This window comes from Citrobacter sedlakii NBRC 105722 (assembly GCF_000759835.1).
GTDB lineage: Bacteria > Pseudomonadota > Gammaproteobacteria > Enterobacterales > Enterobacteriaceae > Citrobacter_A > Citrobacter_A sedlakii.
In genome coordinates this window covers 1-17,463 of record NZ_BBNB01000010.1, presented here as the reverse complement: position 1 = coordinate 17,463, position 17,463 = coordinate 1, and the positions used below count along the sequence as shown (strand labels likewise).

Here is a 17,463-nt window from a genome sequence, read left to right as displayed (position 1 = left end):
ATCTGAAGATGTCTGAACCTCGTTTCGTCCACCTGCGGGTGCACAGCGACTACTCCATGATCGATGGGCTGGCCAAAACCGGACCGCTGGTGAAAAAGGCGGCCGCACTGGGCATGCCCGCGCTGGCGATCACCGATTTTACCAATCTTTGTGGTCTGGTGAAGTTCTACGGGGCGGGTCATGGCGCCGGGATTAAACCCATTGTTGGCGCCGATTTCCACGTTCAGAGCGAACAAATGGGTGAAGAACTCACTCATTTAACGGTGCTAGCGTCGAATAACACCGGTTATCAGAACCTTACGCTGCTTATTTCTAAAGCCTATCAACGCGGCTACGGCGCGGCGGGTCCGGTTATCGATCGCGACTGGCTGATCGAACTGAAAGAGGGGTTAATTCTGCTTTCCGGTGGACGCATGGGCGACGTTGGCCGCAGCCTGTTGCGGGGTAATAGCGCGCTGGTTGAGGAGTGCGTCTCGTTCTATGAAACGCATTTCCCGGATCGTTACTTCCTTGAGCTGATCCGTACCGGCAGACAGGATGAAGAAAGCTATTTGCACGCAGCCGTAGAACTGGCGGAAGCGCGCGGCTTGCCGGTCGTCGCTACCAACGACGTGCGCTTTATTAACAGCGATGATTTTGACGCGCATGAAATTCGCGTCGCCATTCACGACGGTTTTACTCTCGACGACCCTAAGCGCCCACGTAACTATTCGCCGCAGCAGTATATGCGTACGGAAGAGGAGATGTGCGAGCTGTTCTCGGACATTCCGGAAGCACTGGAAAACACCGTTGAGATCGCCAAACGCTGTAACGTGACGGTGCGTCTGGGCGAATATTTCCTGCCGCAGTTTCCGACCGGTGATATGACCACCGAAGACTATCTGGTCAAGAAATCGAAAGAAGGTCTTGAAGAGCGTCTTGAATTCCTGTTTCCGGATGCAGAAGAGCGTAAAAAACGCCGCCCGGAATATGACGAGCGTCTGGACATTGAGCTACAGGTTATTAACCAGATGGGGTTCCCCGGCTACTTTCTGATCGTGATGGAGTTTATCCAGTGGTCGAAGGATAACGGCGTGCCGGTCGGGCCAGGCCGTGGTTCCGGCGCGGGATCGCTGGTGGCCTACGCGCTGAAAATCACCGACCTCGACCCGCTGGAATTTGACCTGCTGTTCGAACGCTTCCTTAACCCGGAGCGTGTTTCGATGCCTGACTTCGACGTTGACTTCTGTATGGAGAAACGCGACCAGGTGATCGAGCACGTGGCGGACATGTATGGGCGTGATGCGGTATCGCAGATTATTACTTTCGGTACCATGGCGGCGAAAGCGGTTATCCGCGACGTGGGCCGCGTGCTGGGCCATCCGTATGGCTTCGTAGACCGTATTTCAAAGCTGGTGCCGCCCGATCCGGGCATGACGCTGGCAAAAGCGTTTGAAGCTGAGCCGCAACTGCCGGAAATCTACGAAGCCGACGAAGAGGTCAAAGCGCTGATCGACATGGCGCGTAAGCTGGAGGGCGTCACGCGTAACGCCGGTAAGCACGCCGGTGGTGTGGTTATCGCCCCGACGAAAATTACCGATTTTGCGCCGCTGTATTGCGATGAGCAGGGGCTGCACCCGGTTACGCAGTTTGATAAAAACGACGTGGAATACGCCGGGCTGGTGAAGTTTGACTTCCTCGGCCTGCGAACGCTCACGATTATCAACTGGGCGCTGGAAATGATTAACGCCCGTCGTGAGAAAAACGGCGAGCCGCCGCTGGATATTGCGGCCATCCCGCTGGATGACAAGAAAAGCTTCGACATGCTGCAACGCTCGGAAACCACGGCGGTGTTCCAGCTTGAGTCCCGCGGCATGAAAGATTTGATCAAGCGTCTGCAACCTGACTGCTTTGAAGATATGATCGCGCTGGTGGCGCTGTTCCGCCCGGGCCCGTTGCAGTCGGGGATGGTGGATAACTTCATCGACCGTAAGCACGGGCGTGAAGAAATTTCTTATCCTGACGTACAGTGGCAGCACGAAAGCCTGAAGCCCGTACTGGAACCGACCTATGGCATCATCCTGTATCAGGAACAGGTCATGCAGATCGCCCAGGTGCTGTCTGGTTATACCCTCGGCGGCGCGGACATGTTACGTCGTGCGATGGGTAAGAAAAAGCCAGAAGAGATGGCCAAACAGCGATCTGTCTTTGAAGAGGGCGCGAAGAAGAACGGGATCGACGGCGAACTGGCGATGAAAATCTTTGACCTGGTGGAGAAATTCGCCGGTTACGGATTTAACAAGTCACACTCCGCCGCGTATGCGCTGGTCTCCTATCAGACGCTATGGCTGAAGGCGCACTATCCCGCCGAATTTATGGCGGCGGTTATGACCGCCGATATGGATAACACGGAAAAAGTGGTAGGTCTGGTGGACGAATGTTGGCGGATGGGGCTGAAGATCCTGCCGCCGGACATCAATTCCGGCCTGTATCACTTTCACGTTAACGACGAGGGTGAGATCGTTTACGGGATCGGCGCGATCAAAGGTGTTGGTGAAGGCCCGATTGAGGCGATCATCGAGGCGCGCAACAATGGCGGATACTTCCGCGAGCTGTTCGATCTTTGCGCCCGTACTGACACCAAAAAACTGAACCGCCGGGTACTGGAAAAGTTAATTATGTCCGGGGCGTTTGACCGCCTGGGACCCCACCGCGCCGCGTTGATGAATTCGCTTGGCGATGCGTTAAAGGCCGCCGATCAACATGCCAAAGCGGAAGCGATTGGTCAGGCCGATATGTTCGGCGTACTGGCGGAAGAGCCGGAACAAATTGAGCAGTCCTACGCCAGCTGCCAGCCGTGGCCGGAGCAGGTGGTGCTGGATGGCGAGCGCGAAACGTTGGGTCTGTACCTGACGGGGCACCCCATCAACCAGTATTTAAAAGAAATTGAGCGCTATGTCGGAGGCTACAGGCTGAAAGACATGCATCCGACAGAACGTGGTAAAGTCACCACGGCTGCGGGGCTCGTCATTGCCGCAAGGGTTATGGTCACCAAGCGCGGCAATCGTATCGGCATCTGTACGCTGGATGACCGTTCCGGACGTCTTGAAGTCATGTTATTTACCGACGCTCTGGATAAATACCAGCAACTGCTGGAAAAAGACCGCATACTTATCGTCAGCGGACAGGTCAGCTTTGATGACTTCAGCGGGGGGCTTAAAATGACCGCCCGCGAAGTGATGGATATTGACGAAGCCCGGGAAAAATATGCTCGCGGGCTTGCTATCTCGCTGACGGACAGGCAAATTGATGACCAGCTTTTAAACCGACTCCGTCAGTCTCTGGAACCCCACCGCTCGGGGACAATTCCAGTACATCTCTACTATCAGAGGGCGGATGCGCGCGCGCGGTTGCGTTTTGGCGCGACGTGGCGCGTTTCTCCGAGCGATCGTTTACTCAACGATCTCCGTGGCCTCATTGGTTCGGAGCAGGTGGAACTGGAGTTTGACTAATACAGGAATACTATGAGTCTGAATTTCCTTGATTTTGAACAGCCGATTGCCGAGCTGGAAGCAAAAATCGATTCTCTGACTGCGGTGAGCCGTCAGGACGAGAAACTGGATATTAACATCGATGAAGAAGTGCATCGTCTGCGTGAAAAAAGCGTAGAACTGACGCGCAAAATCTTCGCCGATCTCGGCGCATGGCAGGTAGCCCAACTGGCGCGCCACCCGCAGCGTCCTTACACCCTGGATTATGTTCGCCTGGCGTTTGAGGAATTTGACGAACTGGCGGGCGACCGCGCCTATGCGGACGACAAAGCAATTGTCGGCGGTATCGCGCGTCTGGATGGTCGTCCGGTGATGGTCATTGGCCATCAGAAAGGCCGTGAAACCAAAGAAAAAATCCGTCGTAACTTCGGTATGCCGGCGCCAGAAGGCTACCGTAAAGCGCTGCGTCTGATGGAAATGGCCGAACGTTTTAAGATGCCGATCGTGACCTTCATTGACACCCCGGGCGCTTACCCGGGCGTCGGGGCGGAAGAGCGCGGCCAGTCTGAAGCCATCGCGCGTAACCTGCGCGAAATGTCGCGCCTCAGCGTGCCGGTCATCTGCACCGTTATCGGTGAAGGCGGCTCCGGCGGCGCGTTGGCGATCGGTGTGGGTGACAAAGTGAATATGCTGCAATACAGCACCTATTCGGTTATCTCTCCGGAAGGCTGTGCGTCCATTCTGTGGAAAAGCGCAGATAAAGCGCCGCTGGCCGCAGAAGCGATGGGGATTATCGCGCCACGCCTGAAAGAGCTGAAGCTGATCGATTCCATTATTCAGGAACCGCTGGGCGGCGCGCACCGTAACCCGGAAGCAATGGCCGCGTCGCTGAAAGCGCAACTGCTGGCTGACCTTGCGGACCTTGATGTGCTAAGCACTGACGATCTGAAAAACCGTCGCTATCAGCGTCTGATGAGCTACGGCTACGCGTAAGCGTTGACCATTCTGAAAAGGGCCACGAATTGTGGCCCTTTTTTTTACCTGCGGTTTGAACAGTCTATGATTAGCTAAGGATTTTCCAGGAGGAGTGCATGAATATCATTGCCATTATGGGACCGCACGGCGTTTTTTATAAAGATGAGCCCATTAAGGAGCTTGAGCGCGCGCTGCAATCGCAAGGGTTCCAGATTATCTGGCCACAAAACAGCGTCGACCTGCTGAAGTTTATTGAACACAATCCGCGTATTTGCGGCGTTATTTTTGACTGGGATGAATACAGTCTCGATCTGTGCAGCGACATTAATCAGTTAAACGAATATCTGCCGCTGTACGCTTTTATCAATACCCATTCCACCATGGATGTCAGCGTACATGATATGCGTATGGCGCTGTGGTTTTTTGAGTACGCGCTGGGACAGGCGGAAGATATCGCCACGCGTATCCGTCAATATACCGGTGAGTATCTCGACAATATTACGCCGCCTTTCACCAAAGCGTTATTCACCTATGTGAAAGAGGGGAAATACACCTTCTGTACACCGGGACACATGGCGGGAACCGCCTATCAAAAGAGTCCGGTAGGCTGTCTGTTCTATGATTTTTTCGGCGGCAATACGCTGAAGGCGGATGTCTCGATTTCTGTCACTGAACTCGGTTCGCTGCTCGATCATAGCGGCCCGCATCTGGAAGCCGAGGAGTATATTGCCCGCACCTTCGGCGCTGAACAGAGCTACATGGTGACCAACGGGACATCGACATCGAATAAAATCGTTGGCATGTACGCCGCGCCGACGGGGAGCACGCTGCTGATTGACCGCAACTGCCATAAGTCGCTGGCGCATTTGTTAATGATGAGCGATGTTGTCCCTTTATGGCTGAAACCGACGCGGAATGCGCTCGGCATCCTGGGCGGCATCCCCCGACGCGAGTTCACGCGCGCGAGTATTGAACGTAAAGTCACCGAAACGCCGCAGGCGCAGTGGCCGGTACACGCCGTCATTACCAACTCAACTTATGACGGCTTGCTCTACAACACCAACTGGATCAAGCAGACGCTGGATGTGCCGTCGATCCACTTTGATTCCGCCTGGGTGCCATATACGCATTTTCATCCCATTTACCAGGGTAAAAGCGGCATGAGTGGCGATCGGGTGCCCGGAAAAGTGATTTTCGAAACGCAATCGACGCACAAGATGCTGGCCGCGCTATCCCAGGCTTCGCTGATCCATATTAAAGGTGAGTATGACGAAGAGACCTTTAATGAAGCGTTTATGATGCACACTTCCACTTCGCCGAGCTATCCCATTGTCGCCTCCATTGAAACGGCAGCGGCGATGCTGCGCGGTAACCCGGGCAAGCGGTTAATTAACCGCTCGGTGGAGCGGGCGCTGCATTTTCGCAAAGAGATTCAGCGGCTTCGAGAGGAGTCCGAGGGCTGGTTCTTTGATATCTGGCAGCCGGAGGAGGTCGATGAAGCCGAATGCTGGCCTGTCGCGCCAGGCGCGGACTGGCACGGTTTCAGCGACGCCGACGACGATCATATGTTTCTCGATCCGGTGAAAGTCACGATCCTGACGCCGGGGATGGATGAGCAAGGGAACATGAGCGACGAGGGCATCCCCGCCGCGCTGGTGGCGAAATTCCTTGATGAACGCGGCGTGGTCGTTGAGAAAACCGGCCCCTACAATTTACTGTTTTTGTTCAGTATCGGCATTGATAAAACCCGGGCAATGGGACTGTTGCGCGGTTTGACCGAATTTAAGCGGGCCTATGATCTTAACCTGCGAGTGAAGAACATGTTGCCGGATCTGTACGCTGAAGATCCTGATTTTTATCGCAATATGCGCATTCAGGATCTGGCGCAGGGGATCCATAAACTGATTCGCCAACACGATCTTTCCGGGCTCATGCTGCGGGCGTTCGACACGCTGCCGGACATGATCATGACGCCGCATCAGGCGTGGCAGCGGCAGATCAAAGGCGAGGTGGAGACGGTAACGCTGGATCAACTGGTTGGGCGAGTGTCAGCTAATATGATCCTGCCGTATCCGCCGGGCGTGCCGCTGCTGATGCCGGGGGAGATGATCACCGAGCAGAGCCGCGCGGTGCTCGACTTTCTCCTGATGCTCTGCTCGATAGGGCACCACTATCCTGGCTTTGAAACGGATATTCACGGCGCAAAACAGGATGATGATGGCGTGTACCACGTACGTGTCTTAAAAAGCGCGTAACGGCTTGCTTTCGCGGACCCCGGGCGGGTAACGTGCAGATAACATAACATGGAGACACTGACACTATGCTGGGATTAAAACAGGTTCATCATATTGCAATTATCGCCACCGACTATGCGGTAAGTAAGGCGTTTTACTGCGATGTGCTGGGCTTTACCCTGATGAGTGAAGCTTACAGAGAGGAGCGTGATTCCTGGAAAGGCGATCTCGCGCTGAACGGGCAATATGTCATTGAGCTGTTTTCGTTCCCCTTTCCGCCGCAGCGCCCAAGCCGACCGGAGGCCTGCGGTTTGCGCCATCTGGCTTTCAGCGTTGATGACGTGGAGAAGGCTATCGCGCACCTTGCAGCGAAAAACGTCAAATGCGAAGCTGTACGCGTTGATCCGTTTACCGGCAAGCGTTTCACCTTTTTTAACGATCCGGATGGCCTGCCGCTCGAACTGTATGAACAGTGAGACTTGCGATCGCGAGGATTGCCCGGTAACGTGCCGGGCAACGTCACTGTAAATAATCGCCATGACTACACTCACCCTGAAGACTTCACTGTTTAGCGCTCAGCAAATTCTCGTCGCATACAGCGGCGGGCTGGACTCTACCGTTCTCCTGCATCAACTCGTGCAATGGCGGGCTCAGCAGCCAGGTATCACGCTACGGGCGATTCATATTCATCACGGCCTGAGCACTCATGCCGATGCGTGGGTAGCGCACTGTGAGGCGGTATGCGCGCAGTGGCAGGTGCCGCTGGTGGTTGAGCGCGTACAGCTGGCGCATGAAGGGCTGGGCACGGAAGCGCATGCCAGACAGGCGCGCTATAAAGCATTCGCACAGGCGCTTTTGCCAGGGGAAGTGCTGGCGACCGCCCAGCATCTTGACGATCAATGTGAAACATTTCTGCTGGCGCTCAAGCGCGGTAGTGGGCCGGCGGGACTTTCCGCAATGGCCGAGGTGTCCGCGTTTGCGGGTACCCACCTTATTCGTCCCTTGCTGCAGCAAAGCCGTCGCGAACTGGAAAAGTGGGCAACGGATCATCAGCTTCGCTGGATTGAAGATGAAAGCAATCAGGATGATGCCTTCGATCGTAACTTCCTGCGTCTGCGTGTGCTGCCGCTTCTGCAACAGCGCTGGCCGCATTTTGCTGAAGCGACGGCGCGCAGCGCGGCGCTGTGCGCCAGCCAGGAAAGCCTGCTGGATGAACTGCTGGCGGAAGAGCTGTCAGGCTGCGTGACCCCGCACGGTACGCTGCAGCTCGCGCCGCTGCTGTCGATGAGCCAGTCTCGCCGCGCCGCAGTGATCCGCCGCTGGCTGGCGACGAAGGATGCGCCGATGCCCTCGCGTGACGGCCTTGAGCGCATCTGGCAGGAAGTGGCGTTGGCGCGTGAAGACGCTGCGCCCTGTTTGCGTTTTGGCGCGTATGAGGTTCGCCGCTACCAGGCGCAGTTGTGGTGGATAAAATCGGTTGGCGGTCAGAGTGAAACGACGCTGGCATGGCGAGACAGGCGCAAGCCGCTCATGCTGCCCGCCGGGCTGGGCGAAGTCGCGCTGGCGCCCGGCGGTGAACTGAGAACACCGCGAACGGATGAACCGGTTTCCATTCGCTTTAAAGCGCCGGGCCTGCTGCATATCGTCGGACGGAACGGTGGACGTAAGCTGAAGAAGGTTTGGCAGGAACTCGGGGTTCCACCCTGGCGACGTGATACTACGCCTTTGCTGTTTTACGGCGATACGCTCATTGCTGCCGCTGGCGTTTTTGTCACTGATGAAGGGATGGCGGTGGAGGAAGAGGGACTACAGCTGTTATGGCGGGAAGCAGACTAAAATGCCGAATGGCGCTACGCTTATTCCTCCTACAGTAACCGCACATTGTAGGCCGGGTAAGCGTAGCGCCATCCGGCGACCACTATTCAGGATTCGCTGACCACCACGGTACCGATTTCCGGGTGACTGAAGCTGGCGATTTTGTCGAGACGCAGTTCGCGCGTTTCACCTGCAACGTCGGTAATCAGGTATTCCACATTTTTACGCGACACCAGATCGCTGGCTTTTGCCTGCAGAACTTCGCCATCTTTCAGTTCCAGCGTCAGCAACAGATGATGCTGGCAGGCGAGCTCAAGGTTGTCGTAGTCATCGCAATTGATGGGTTGATATGTTTCATTCATTGACATAATCGCTCACCAGTAAGTTCGCAGCAGCATACGCCGCCTTTTCCCTGACCGACTCTGAAAGGTCGCTGTCTGCGGCCATTTCATTAAGCACCTTTAAAACGCACCCCAGCGCATCCGGGACATACCCTAAGTCTCCGCTGGCTATTTCCGCATACCGCCTGCGTATTAACTCACAATATTTTTCCACATGCCCTCCTGTCAGTATTCTGACTTCACCGTGGATGCAAGTCTAAGCCTACGAAGATAAACTCTGTTTAGCAAGGTGACTATACCACAGCCATTCCGCCGAAATCAGCAGCTTGATAGCCGAACCATTAACAGCCTTTTGTCGTCGTTTTCGTTACAATGTTTGCCTGATTCGAAAGGAGTTTTTTCATGGCGCTTAAAGCGACAATATACAAAGCCGTGGTAAATGTGGCGGACCTGGACCGCAACCAGTTTCTGGACGCGCCGTTGACGCTGGCCCGTCATCCTTCAGAAACCCAGGAGCGCATGATGCTGCGCCTGCTGGCGTGGATCAAATATGCGGATGAGCGCTTGCAGTTTACGCGAGGTTTGAGCGCAGAAGACGAGCCGGAAGCCTGGCTGCGTAACGACCATTTGGGGATCGATCTGTGGATTGAACTGGGGTTACCGGAAGAGCGGCGGATCAAGAAAGCCTGCACCCAGGCGAAAAACGTTGCGCTGTTTGCTTACAACAGTCGAGCGGCGCAGATCTGGTGGCAGCAGAACCAGAATAAGTGCGCACAGTTTCCGAATCTGGCAGTCTGGTATCTTGATGATGAGCAACTGGCGAAGTTAAGCGCCTTCGCGGAACGGACGATGACGTTGCAAGCCACCATTCAGGACGGAGCCATCTGGCTTTCGGATGCTCAGAATAATCTGGAAATTCATCTGGCTGCCTGGCAACAACCGGCATGATTGTTATTTCGCGAAACGTCTCTATCGCCGATGATGAGCTGGAAATTACGGCAATTCGCGCGCAGGGCGCAGGCGGACAGCATGTGAATAAAGCCTCAACGGCGATCCATTTGCGTTTTGACATCCGGGCCTCTGGCCTGCCAGAGTATTACAAAGAACGTTTACTTGCTGCCAGTCATCACCTGATTAGCCCTGATGGCGTCATTATCATTAAGGCGCAGGAATACCGAAGCCAGACGCTAAACCGTGAAGCGGCGCTGGCCCGACTGGTGGCAGTGATCAAAGAACTCACTGCGGAACAAAAAAGCCGACGGGCAACCCGGCCAACGCGCGCCTCGAAAGAACGAAGATTGTCTTCGAAAGCGCAAAAATCCACAGTGAAAGCCCTCCGCGGTAAAGTCCGTCGCGTGGATTGACGGGCAGGAATAAAAATGCAGAAGGAATTCGGGGTGAAAAAGACACTCATTTCGGCGATAGCAGCGCTTTCGCTTTTTTCATTGTTAGGTTGTAACAACCGTTCAGAAGTCGATGTCCTGCAACCGACGCAGGCTGCGGAACTTAAACCGATGCAGCAAAGCTGGCGGGGCATTTTACCGTGCGCAGATTGTGAAGGAATTGAAACCTCGTTGTTTCTTGAAAAAGATGGCACCTGGGTGATGAATGAACGCTACCAGGGCGTCCGTGACGAACCATCTTCCTTTGCTTCCTATGGTACCTGGGCGCGGACCGCCGATAAGCTGGTGCTCACCGACAGTAAGGGCGAGAAAGCGTATTATCGCGCTAAAGGCGATGCGCTTGAGATGCTCGACCGTGAAGGCAACCCGGTTGAGTCGCAGTTTAACTATACGCTTGAACCCGTGAAGGCAACTTTACCGGTAACCCCAATGCCGATGCGCGGTATGTATTTCTATATGGCAGATGCAGCGACCTTTACCGATTGTGCAACCGGTAAGCGTGTATCTGTGGCGAATAACGCCGAGCTTGAGCGCGGTTATCTTGCTGCCAGGGGGAACAGCGAAAAACCCGTCCTGCTGTCGGTAGAAGGGCACTTCACGCTTGAAGCCAACCCGGACACGGGAGCGCCAGTGAAGACCCTGAACGCGGATAAAGCGATTACGTTTATGCCGGGTAAAAGCTGTGCTCAGCAATAGTGCATGAGTATGAAAAAGAAAAACCCCGCGGCTGCGGGGTTTTTTGTGCATCAGCCTTTGATCTGTTTAACCAGATAGCTAACGATGTCACCGGTTTTAATCAATTGCTTCTCGCCATTACGACGATATTTGTATTCGATGTCGTCATTGTCGAGGTTACGGTCGCCCAGCACGATAGTGTGAGGAATACCGATCAGTTCCATATCCGCGAACATCACGCCTGGACGTTCTTTACGGTCGTCCATCAGCACTTCAATGCCCTGGGCTCGCAGTTCGGTATACAGTTTTTCCGCCAGTTCCTGCACACGGTAAGATTTATGCATATTCATAGGCAGAATAGCGACCTGGAACGGTGCGATAGCGTCGGGCCACACGATGCCGCGCTCGTCGTAGTTTTGCTCAATCGCGGCTGCAACCACACGTGTTACGCCGATTCCGTAGCAGCCCATGGTCAGGATCTGGTTACGGCCATCTTCACCCTGAACGGCGGCTTTCAGCGCCTCGGAGTATTTGGTACCCAACTGGAAAATATGACCCACTTCGATGCCGCGCTTGATAAGCAGCGTACCCTGACCATCCGGGCTCGGATCGCCTGCGACCACGTTACGGAGGTCTGCCACTTCCGGCGTTGCCACGTCGCGATCCCAGTTGATGCCGAAGTAGTGCTTGCCGTCAACGTTAGCGCCTGCCGCGAAATCGCTCATCGCCGCAACGGTACGGTCAATGACAACCGGGATCGGCATATTGACCGGACCAAGTGAACCCGGGCCTGCGTTGACGATGGCGCGGATTTCCGCTTCGGTTGCGAAGGTCAGCGGGCTGGCGACTTGCGGCAGTTTTTCCGCTTTAACTTCATTCAGTTCGTGATCGCCGCGAACCAGCAGCGCGACCAGCGGATAGCTGCTGCCTTCGACCGCTTTCACCAACAGCGTTTTCACGGTTTTCTCAATCGGCAGAGCAAACTGTTCAACTAACTCCGCGATAGTTTTCGCGTTTGGCGTATCAACCAGCGTCATCTCCTGCGTCGCGGCAGCGCGCGGGGCTTTTGGCGCGACGGCTTCGGCCAGCTCGATGTTGGCGGCGTAATCGGAGGTGTCAGAAAAGATAATGTCATCTTCGCCACTCTGCGCCAGCACCTGGAATTCGTGAGACGCGCTACCGCCAATCGAACCCGTGTCAGCCTGCACTGCGCGGAATTCCAGACCGATACGGGTGAAGATTTTGCTGTAGGCTGCGTACATCGCGTCGTAGGTTTCCTGCAAGGATTCCTGCGAGGTGTGGAAAGAATAGGCATCTTTCATCAGGAACTCGCGGGAGCGCATGACGCCGAAACGCGGACGCACTTCGTCACGGAACTTCGTCTGGATCTGGAAGAAGTTCAGCGGCAGCTGCTTATATGAGCTGAGTTCGTTACGCACCAGATCGGTGATGACTTCTTCGTGGGTTGGGCCGAGTACGAACGGACGCTCGCCACGGTCAACAAAACGCAGCAGTTCCGGACCGTACTGTTCCCAACGGCCACTCTCTTGCCACAGGTCAGCTGGCTGAACCACTGGCATAGACACCTCGATCGCGCCGGCGTTGTTCATTTCTTCACGCACGATGTTTTCGACTTTTTTCAGAACGCGCAGGCCAGTCGGCAGCCAGGTATATAACCCGGAGGCGAGCTTGCGGATCATCCCGGCGCGCAGCATCAGCTGATGGCTGATAACCTCGGCGTCGGCAGGTGTCTCCTTCAGAGTGGAGAGCAGATATTGGCTAGTACGCATGTTGTTACGGTTCCAGTTGGACGATCGAACAGGCTCAACGTGAGCCTGACACAAAAAAAGTGATTTAGTTTACCAGCGAGAAAGGGATGTCAAAAGAGAAGGGCATGAAATTAGCGGGGTTCGAGCGCAAAGACTTCAAATCCCGTTTCCGTTACGCGCCAGCGCACGTTGAAATCATGCAACCAGACCGCGTACATTTTCCCTGTTTCTTCACCTTTACGATAAGCGGGACGCGGATCCTGCGCCAGCACATCGCGAATAAATGTTTTAAGCTGCGGGTAGCGTTTTTCCAGCGTCGGGAATTGCCGCTCAAGTTCATCACTAAAGCTTACCTGCATTTCGGCCACTGGCGCATGTTGCGCATAGCTGGCCCGGGCATCTGTAAGCGATTCGGCGAACGGCAAATAAGGCTTAATGTCGATAACCGGCGTTCCATCAACCAGATCCAGACTGCCGAGCTTCAGAATGACGCGTTCTTTGTGGCAGGAAATGTCCTTCAGCTCAACCAGCGACATGCCGACAGGGTTTGGGCGAAACGTCGAGCGGGTGGCAAAGACCCCCATGCGCGCATTGCCGCCAAGGCGAGGCGGACGTACGGTCGGACGCCATCCGCCTTCCATTGTCTGATGAAACATAAAGAGCACCCACAGATGGCTGAACGCCTCCAGACCACGGACGGCATCGGCCTGATTAAAGGGCGGCAGCAGGTGCAGTTCGCCATGCGCGCTCTTTACCAGACCCGGCTGGCGAGGGACGGCGAACTTTTCTTTGTAAGGTGAGCGAATGACACCGATTTGCTCAAACTGAAAATGACTCATTTAGCCGAAATGTTAAGCGCAGAACCAATGCAGACAGCCTGACGGTAGCAGCCCGGCGTACCGCTGGTCACTTCACAGCTGTGCAGCAGGACGGCATTCGCTTTCATTTTTGACGCGTTAATCTGCATACGCTTACGCGCCGTAGGGATGCTCGGTGGAGAATCCTGATTCGTTGCCTGGCATGAGTCGCCGCTGACTTCACCCAGGTCGCGGAACGGCTTGCCGACCAGCGCTTCAGCACTGGTATAAATTCTGACAGGAGCTGCGCGCGGCGCTTTAGGTTTTTCCGGCTCCGCTTTAGGTGGGGTTGGAGTGCTTTGAACAGGTTCAACGGGGGATCTGCTTAGCATGGAACAGCCGCTCAGCATGAGTGCCAATAAACAGATCGGTAAAGCACGCATAATATTTCCTCAATGAATGATCTAACTGTCAGATATTGAATCAGGAGCTTGCATAAATGACAAGACGGGCAAGTGCCCGTCCTGAATGATATTACAGTTTGAGAAAAGAGCCTAAAAATTACCAGCCTTTCACCGCGCCGCCGTTAAAGACTTTATTGGCAGCTTCGTAGACTTCGTCAGACTGATAGGCCTGCACGAATTTCTTCACGTTTTCCGCATCTTTGTTATCTTCACGGGTGACGATCAGGTTGACGTACGGGGAATCTTTGTCTTCCACAAAGATACCGTCTTTCGCCGGGGTCAGGTTGATCTGGCTGGCATAGGTGGTGTTGATCACCGCCAGGGCGATCTGCGCATCATCAAGAGAACGGGGCAGTTGCGGGGCTTCCAGTTCGACAATTTTCAGATTTTTCGGGTTTCCGACAATGTCCAGTGAGGTTGGCAGGAGGCCCACGCCGTCTTTCAGTTGGATCAAACCCACTTTTTGCAGTAGTAGCAGCGAACGACCGAGGTTGGTCGGATCGTTTGGTACGGCGACCTGAGCGCCATCCTGCAGTTCATCCAGAGATTTGATTTTTTTGGAGTAGCCCGCAATCGGGTAGACAAAAGTATTGCCCGCAGGCGTCAGTTTGTAGCCGCGATCTTTGATCTGCTGATCCAGATACGGTTTGTGCTGGAAGGCGTTGGCATCAATGTCGCCTTTGCTCAGCGCTTCGTTAGGCAGCACGTAGTCATTGAACGTCACCAGTTCTACGTCCAGCCCGTATTTTTCTTTAGCGACTTTCTGCGCAACTTCGGCAACCTGCTGTTCAGCACCGACGATAACGCCCACTTTGATGTGGTTGGGATCTTTCTCATCCTGTCCGCAACCCACAAGAGACAGAGAACCAATCAGGGCTCCTACTGCCGCAAAGGTCTTGAATTTGAACGCCATGCTTATTTCCTTAATGAGTTATTTGTGTTGTGGTTAACGTTACTTGTGCGTTACAGACCGAACGATGCGATCGCCTGCGAACTGAATTAAATAAACCAGAACGACGAGTAATACCAGCACCGTGTTCATCACGGTCGCGTTGTAGCCGATATAGCCATACTGGTAACCGATCTGGCCCAGACCGCCAGCGCCCACAGCGCCCCCCATGGCTGAATAGCCGACAAGGGTAATCAGCGTGATAGTCGCCGCGTTCACCAGACCCGGCAGCGCTTCGGGCAGCAGAACTTTACGCACGATTTGCAGCGGCGTCGCACCCATCGCGCGTGACGCTTCAATCAATCCTGTTGGGATTTCCAGCAGCGCGTTTTCCACCATGCGGGCGATAAACGGCGCGGCGCCAACGGTAAGCGGCACAATCGCGGCCTGCAGTCCGATTGAGGTTCCGACAATGACGCGAGTAAACGGAATCATCCAGACCAGAAGAATAATAAACGGAATGGACCGGAAGATATTCACCACCGCGGAAAGAATGCGGTAGAGCTTCGCGTTTTCGATAATTTGCCCGGGACGCGTGACGTAGAGCAACACGCCAACCGGTAAACCGATAACGAAACCAAAGAATCCGGATACAAAGGTCATCGCCAGCGTTTCCCAGACGCCACGAACCAGCAACCACATCATCGGTTCAGACATAACCCAGTACCTCTACTTTTACATGGTGTTCTTGCAGCCAGGCAATGGCGGCTTGTGTTTCTTCTTGAGTGCCGTGCATTTCCGTCAGCATAATGCCGAACTTCACGCCGCCGGCGTAATCCATTTGCGCGCTAATAATGTTGTTATTGACGTTAAAGCGACGCGCTGTTTCGGAAAGCAGCGGCGCATCAACCGACTGACCGGTGAACTCCATGCGCAGCATCGGTACGCTATCGGCTTCGGGGGTTGGTTTCAGACGCTCCAGATAATCTTCCGGAATGTCGAGATGCAGCGTGGACTGGATAAATTTTTGCGCCAGCGGGGTCTTCGGGTGGGAAAACACTTCACTGACCGTATCCTGTTCTATCAGTTCGCCGTTGCTGATCACGGCCACGCAGTCACAGATACGCTTAACCACATCCATCTCGTGTGTGATCAGCAGAATGGTCAGACCGAGGCGACGATTAATGTCCTTCAGTAATTCGAGGATCGAACGTGTGGTTGCCGGGTCCAGTGCGCTGGTGGCTTCGTCGCACAGCAGCACTTTGGGCTGGCTTGCCAGCGCACGGGCAATCGCCACACGCTGTTTTTGACCACCGGAAAGATTGGCCGGGTAACTGTCGTGCTTATCGCCCAGACCCACCAGATCCAGCAATTCGGTCACGCGACGTGTGATCTCCTCTTTCGGCGTGTTGTCCAGCTCCAGCGGCAGCGCCACGTTGCCGAAAACCGTACGGGAGGCCAGCAGATTAAAGTGCTGGAAAATCATGCCGATCTGGCGACGCGCTTTGGTCAGCTCAGATTCAGAAAGCGTGGTCAGCTCCTGCCCGCCTACCAACACGCTCCCCTCTGTCGGGCGCTCCAGCAGGTTGACACAGCGGATTAGCGTACTTTTACCGGCGCCTGATGCGCCAATTACACCGTAAATTTGTCCGGCAGGGACATGCAGGCTGACGTTGTTCAACGCCTGAATGGTGCGGGTCCCTTGTTGGAACACTTTGGTGATATTCGAAAGTTTAATCATTGATTATTTATTATCGTAATGAAGTTAGCCGTAGCATTTTTGTCTGTCTGAAGCGGTGAATCGCCGTCAACAAAATGGATGTTAAGGCATCCAGACGTCTAAATCAATCAGGCTTTCTACGATGAGCACTTTCTTGCCTGCCGAAAAATGCGATACTAGCGCCACATGCCTTATTTAGGAGCTATAAAAGGTGGCAAAGTCTGTACCCGCAATTTTTCTCGACCGCGACGGCACTATCAATGTGGACCACGGCTACGTACATGAGATCGACGAATTCGAATTCATCGACGGTGTCATTGACGCCATGCGTGAACTTAAAAAAATGGGCTATGCGCTGGTGGTTGTCACCAACCAGTCCGGCATTGCGCGCGGCAAATTTACTGAAGCGCAGTTTGAAACCTTAACAGAATGGATGGACTGGTCGCTGGCAGACCGCGATGTTGATCTCGACGGTATCTATTATTGTCCCCATCACCCACAGGGAAGCGTAGAGGAGTTTCGTCAGGTTTGCGATTGTCGTAAACCGCATCCAGGCATGCTGATCTCTGCTCGCGATTTTCTGCATATTGATATGGCGGCGTCTTATATGGTGGGCGATAAATTAGAAGACATGCAGGCCGCGCTGGCGGCAGGGGTCGGAACCAAAGTGTTGGTACGTACCGGTAAGCCTGTGACACCAGAAGCAGAAAATGCCGCGGATTGGGTGATTAATAGTCTGGCAGACCTGCCTTTAGCGATAAAACAGCAGTAAAAGTAAGCGTTGTGCTCAAAAGGTGAGCGGTTGAAATAAATCTGCATTTTTCCGCTTGTCTTCCTGAGACGACTCCCTATAATGCGCCTCCATCGACACGGCGGATGTGAATCACTTCACACAAATAGCCGGTCCGGTT

The 17,463-nt window shown here is 54.4% G+C and carries 17 protein-coding genes; 9 read left to right on the top strand and 8 right to left on the bottom strand.

Going from position 1 to position 17,463, the window contains the following annotated elements; translation table 11 throughout:
- The first annotated feature begins 8 nt into the window (after positions 1-8).
- The 5 genes from dnaE (at position 9) to tilS (ending at position 8,515) form a co-directional block, all read left to right on the top strand.
- Positions 9-3,491 carry a DNA polymerase III subunit alpha gene (gene dnaE / locus CSE01S_RS14440; protein ID WP_042289844.1) on the top strand — a complete coding sequence of 1,161 codons (3,483 nt, stop codon included), beginning with the start codon at positions 9-11 and terminating at the stop codon, positions 3,489-3,491.
- Positions 3,492-3,503: 12 nt separating this feature from the next.
- Positions 3,504-4,463, top strand: a complete 960-nt coding sequence (accA, locus tag CSE01S_RS14435; protein WP_042289841.1) for an acetyl-CoA carboxylase carboxyl transferase subunit alpha — start codon at positions 3,504-3,506, stop codon at positions 4,461-4,463.
- Between the two features lie 98 nt (positions 4,464-4,561).
- Positions 4,562-6,700, top strand: a complete 2,139-nt coding sequence (gene ldcC, locus CSE01S_RS14430) for a lysine decarboxylase LdcC (RefSeq protein ID WP_042289839.1) — start codon at positions 4,562-4,564, stop codon at positions 6,698-6,700.
- A gap of 65 nt (positions 6,701-6,765) precedes the next feature.
- Positions 6,766-7,155, top strand: a complete 390-nt coding sequence (locus CSE01S_RS14425; protein WP_042289838.1) for a VOC family protein — start codon at positions 6,766-6,768, stop codon at positions 7,153-7,155.
- Positions 7,156-7,216: 61 nt separating this feature from the next.
- A complete protein-coding gene (gene tilS, locus CSE01S_RS14420; RefSeq protein WP_042289835.1) occupies positions 7,217-8,515 on the top strand; it encodes a tRNA lysidine(34) synthetase TilS in 1,299 nt (432 codons plus the stop codon).
- Positions 8,516-8,601: 86 nt separating this feature from the next.
- On the opposite strand, the gene rof is transcribed toward tilS, so the two are convergent.
- Together rof and CSE01S_RS14410 are read right to left on the bottom strand one after the other, a co-directional pair.
- Positions 8,602-8,862: a Rho-binding antiterminator gene (gene rof / locus CSE01S_RS14415; RefSeq protein ID WP_042289833.1), complete on the bottom strand. Its 261-nt coding sequence runs from the start codon at positions 8,860-8,862 to the stop codon at positions 8,602-8,604.
- Entirely contained in the window at positions 8,849-9,049 is a 201-nt protein-coding gene (locus tag CSE01S_RS14410; RefSeq protein ID WP_042289831.1) for a YaeP family protein, read from the bottom strand. Before CSE01S_RS14410 ends, rof begins: the two co-directional genes overlap by 14 nt.
- 188 nt (positions 9,050-9,237) lie before the next feature.
- Between CSE01S_RS14410 and CSE01S_RS14405 the strand changes: the two genes are divergently transcribed.
- From CSE01S_RS14405 to nlpE, 3 genes are read left to right on the top strand one after another with little or no spacing between them, the layout of a single operon-like run.
- Positions 9,238-9,783, top strand: a complete 546-nt coding sequence (locus tag CSE01S_RS14405) for a YaeQ family protein (RefSeq protein ID WP_042289829.1) — start codon at positions 9,238-9,240, stop codon at positions 9,781-9,783.
- Positions 9,780-10,199: an alternative ribosome rescue aminoacyl-tRNA hydrolase ArfB gene (arfB, locus tag CSE01S_RS14400; RefSeq protein ID WP_042289827.1), complete on the top strand. Its 420-nt coding sequence runs from the start codon at positions 9,780-9,782 to the stop codon at positions 10,197-10,199. The genes CSE01S_RS14405 and arfB overlap by 4 nt, the downstream gene beginning before the upstream one ends.
- A 15-nt stretch (positions 10,200-10,214) precedes the next feature.
- The gene (gene nlpE, locus CSE01S_RS14395) at positions 10,215-10,934 is read left to right on the top strand and encodes an envelope stress response activation lipoprotein NlpE (RefSeq protein ID WP_042289824.1); all 720 of its coding nucleotides are present in this window, start codon (positions 10,215-10,217) and stop codon (positions 10,932-10,934) included.
- Positions 10,935-10,984: 50 nt separating this feature from the next.
- Here nlpE and proS read toward each other — a convergent pair whose 3' ends face one another.
- The 6 genes from proS to metN all read right to left on the bottom strand — a co-directional run bounded on the left by proS (position 10,985) and on the right by metN (position 16,573).
- Complete coding sequence (gene proS / locus CSE01S_RS14390) at positions 10,985-12,703, bottom strand: proline--tRNA ligase (protein WP_042289821.1); 1,719 nt, start codon at positions 12,701-12,703, stop codon at positions 10,985-10,987.
- A gap of 110 nt (positions 12,704-12,813) precedes the next feature.
- Entirely contained in the window at positions 12,814-13,521 is a 708-nt protein-coding gene (gene tsaA, locus CSE01S_RS14385; protein WP_042289820.1) for a tRNA (N6-threonylcarbamoyladenosine(37)-N6)-methyltransferase TrmO, read from the bottom strand.
- Positions 13,518-13,922 (bottom strand): envelope stress sensor lipoprotein RcsF, encoded by a 405-nt coding sequence (rcsF, locus tag CSE01S_RS14380; protein ID WP_042289817.1) that lies wholly within the window; start codon positions 13,920-13,922, stop codon positions 13,518-13,520. The genes tsaA and rcsF overlap by 4 nt, the downstream gene beginning before the upstream one ends.
- A 118-nt stretch (positions 13,923-14,040) precedes the next feature.
- Positions 14,041-14,856, bottom strand: coding sequence for a methionine ABC transporter substrate-binding lipoprotein MetQ (metQ, locus tag CSE01S_RS14375; protein ID WP_042289814.1), 816 nt, complete (start codon positions 14,854-14,856; stop codon positions 14,041-14,043).
- Positions 14,857-14,895: 39 nt separating this feature from the next.
- Positions 14,896-15,549, bottom strand: a complete 654-nt coding sequence (locus tag CSE01S_RS14370) for a methionine ABC transporter permease MetI (RefSeq protein ID WP_042289812.1) — start codon at positions 15,547-15,549, stop codon at positions 14,896-14,898.
- A complete protein-coding gene (gene metN, locus CSE01S_RS14365; protein WP_042289810.1) occupies positions 15,542-16,573 on the bottom strand; it encodes a methionine ABC transporter ATP-binding protein MetN in 1,032 nt (343 codons plus the stop codon). The genes CSE01S_RS14370 and metN overlap by 8 nt, the downstream gene beginning before the upstream one ends.
- Before the next feature lie 190 nt (positions 16,574-16,763).
- On the opposite strand from metN, the gene gmhB reads away from it, so the two are divergent.
- A complete protein-coding gene (gmhB, locus tag CSE01S_RS14360; protein WP_042289808.1) occupies positions 16,764-17,324 on the top strand; it encodes a D-glycero-beta-D-manno-heptose 1,7-bisphosphate 7-phosphatase in 561 nt (186 codons plus the stop codon).
- Positions 17,325-17,463 lie beyond the last annotated feature (139 nt).

What these genes read in the sequence shown, in the direction of transcription:
- dnaE (WP_042289844.1), top strand. Translation starts at nt 9, where the DNA reads ATGTCTGAACCTCGTTTCGTCCACCTGCGGGTGCACAGCGACTACTCC.
- accA (WP_042289841.1), top strand. Translation starts at nt 3,504, where the DNA reads ATGAGTCTGAATTTCCTTGATTTTGAACAGCCGATTGCCGAGCTGGAA.
- ldcC (WP_042289839.1), top strand. Translation starts at nt 4,562, where the DNA reads ATGAATATCATTGCCATTATGGGACCGCACGGCGTTTTTTATAAAGAT.
- CSE01S_RS14425 (WP_042289838.1), top strand. Translation starts at nt 6,766, where the DNA reads ATGCTGGGATTAAAACAGGTTCATCATATTGCAATTATCGCCACCGAC.
- tilS (WP_042289835.1), top strand. Translation starts at nt 7,217, where the DNA reads ATGACTACACTCACCCTGAAGACTTCACTGTTTAGCGCTCAGCAAATT.
- rof (WP_042289833.1), bottom strand. Translation starts at nt 8,862, where the DNA reads ATGTCAATGAATGAAACATATCAACCCATCAATTGCGATGACTACGAC.
- CSE01S_RS14405 (WP_042289829.1), top strand. Translation starts at nt 9,238, where the DNA reads ATGGCGCTTAAAGCGACAATATACAAAGCCGTGGTAAATGTGGCGGAC.
- arfB (WP_042289827.1), top strand. Translation starts at nt 9,780, where the DNA reads ATGATTGTTATTTCGCGAAACGTCTCTATCGCCGATGATGAGCTGGAA.
- nlpE (WP_042289824.1), top strand. Translation starts at nt 10,215, where the DNA reads ATGCAGAAGGAATTCGGGGTGAAAAAGACACTCATTTCGGCGATAGCA.
- proS (WP_042289821.1), bottom strand. Translation starts at nt 12,703, where the DNA reads ATGCGTACTAGCCAATATCTGCTCTCCACTCTGAAGGAGACACCTGCC.
- tsaA (WP_042289820.1), bottom strand. Translation starts at nt 13,521, where the DNA reads ATGAGTCATTTTCAGTTTGAGCAAATCGGTGTCATTCGCTCACCTTAC.
- rcsF (WP_042289817.1), bottom strand. Translation starts at nt 13,922, where the DNA reads ATGCGTGCTTTACCGATCTGTTTATTGGCACTCATGCTGAGCGGCTGT.
- metQ (WP_042289814.1), bottom strand. Translation starts at nt 14,856, where the DNA reads ATGGCGTTCAAATTCAAGACCTTTGCGGCAGTAGGAGCCCTGATTGGT.
- CSE01S_RS14370 (WP_042289812.1), bottom strand. Translation starts at nt 15,549, where the DNA reads ATGTCTGAACCGATGATGTGGTTGCTGGTTCGTGGCGTCTGGGAAACG.
- metN (WP_042289810.1), bottom strand. Translation starts at nt 16,573, where the DNA reads ATGATTAAACTTTCGAATATCACCAAAGTGTTCCAACAAGGGACCCGC.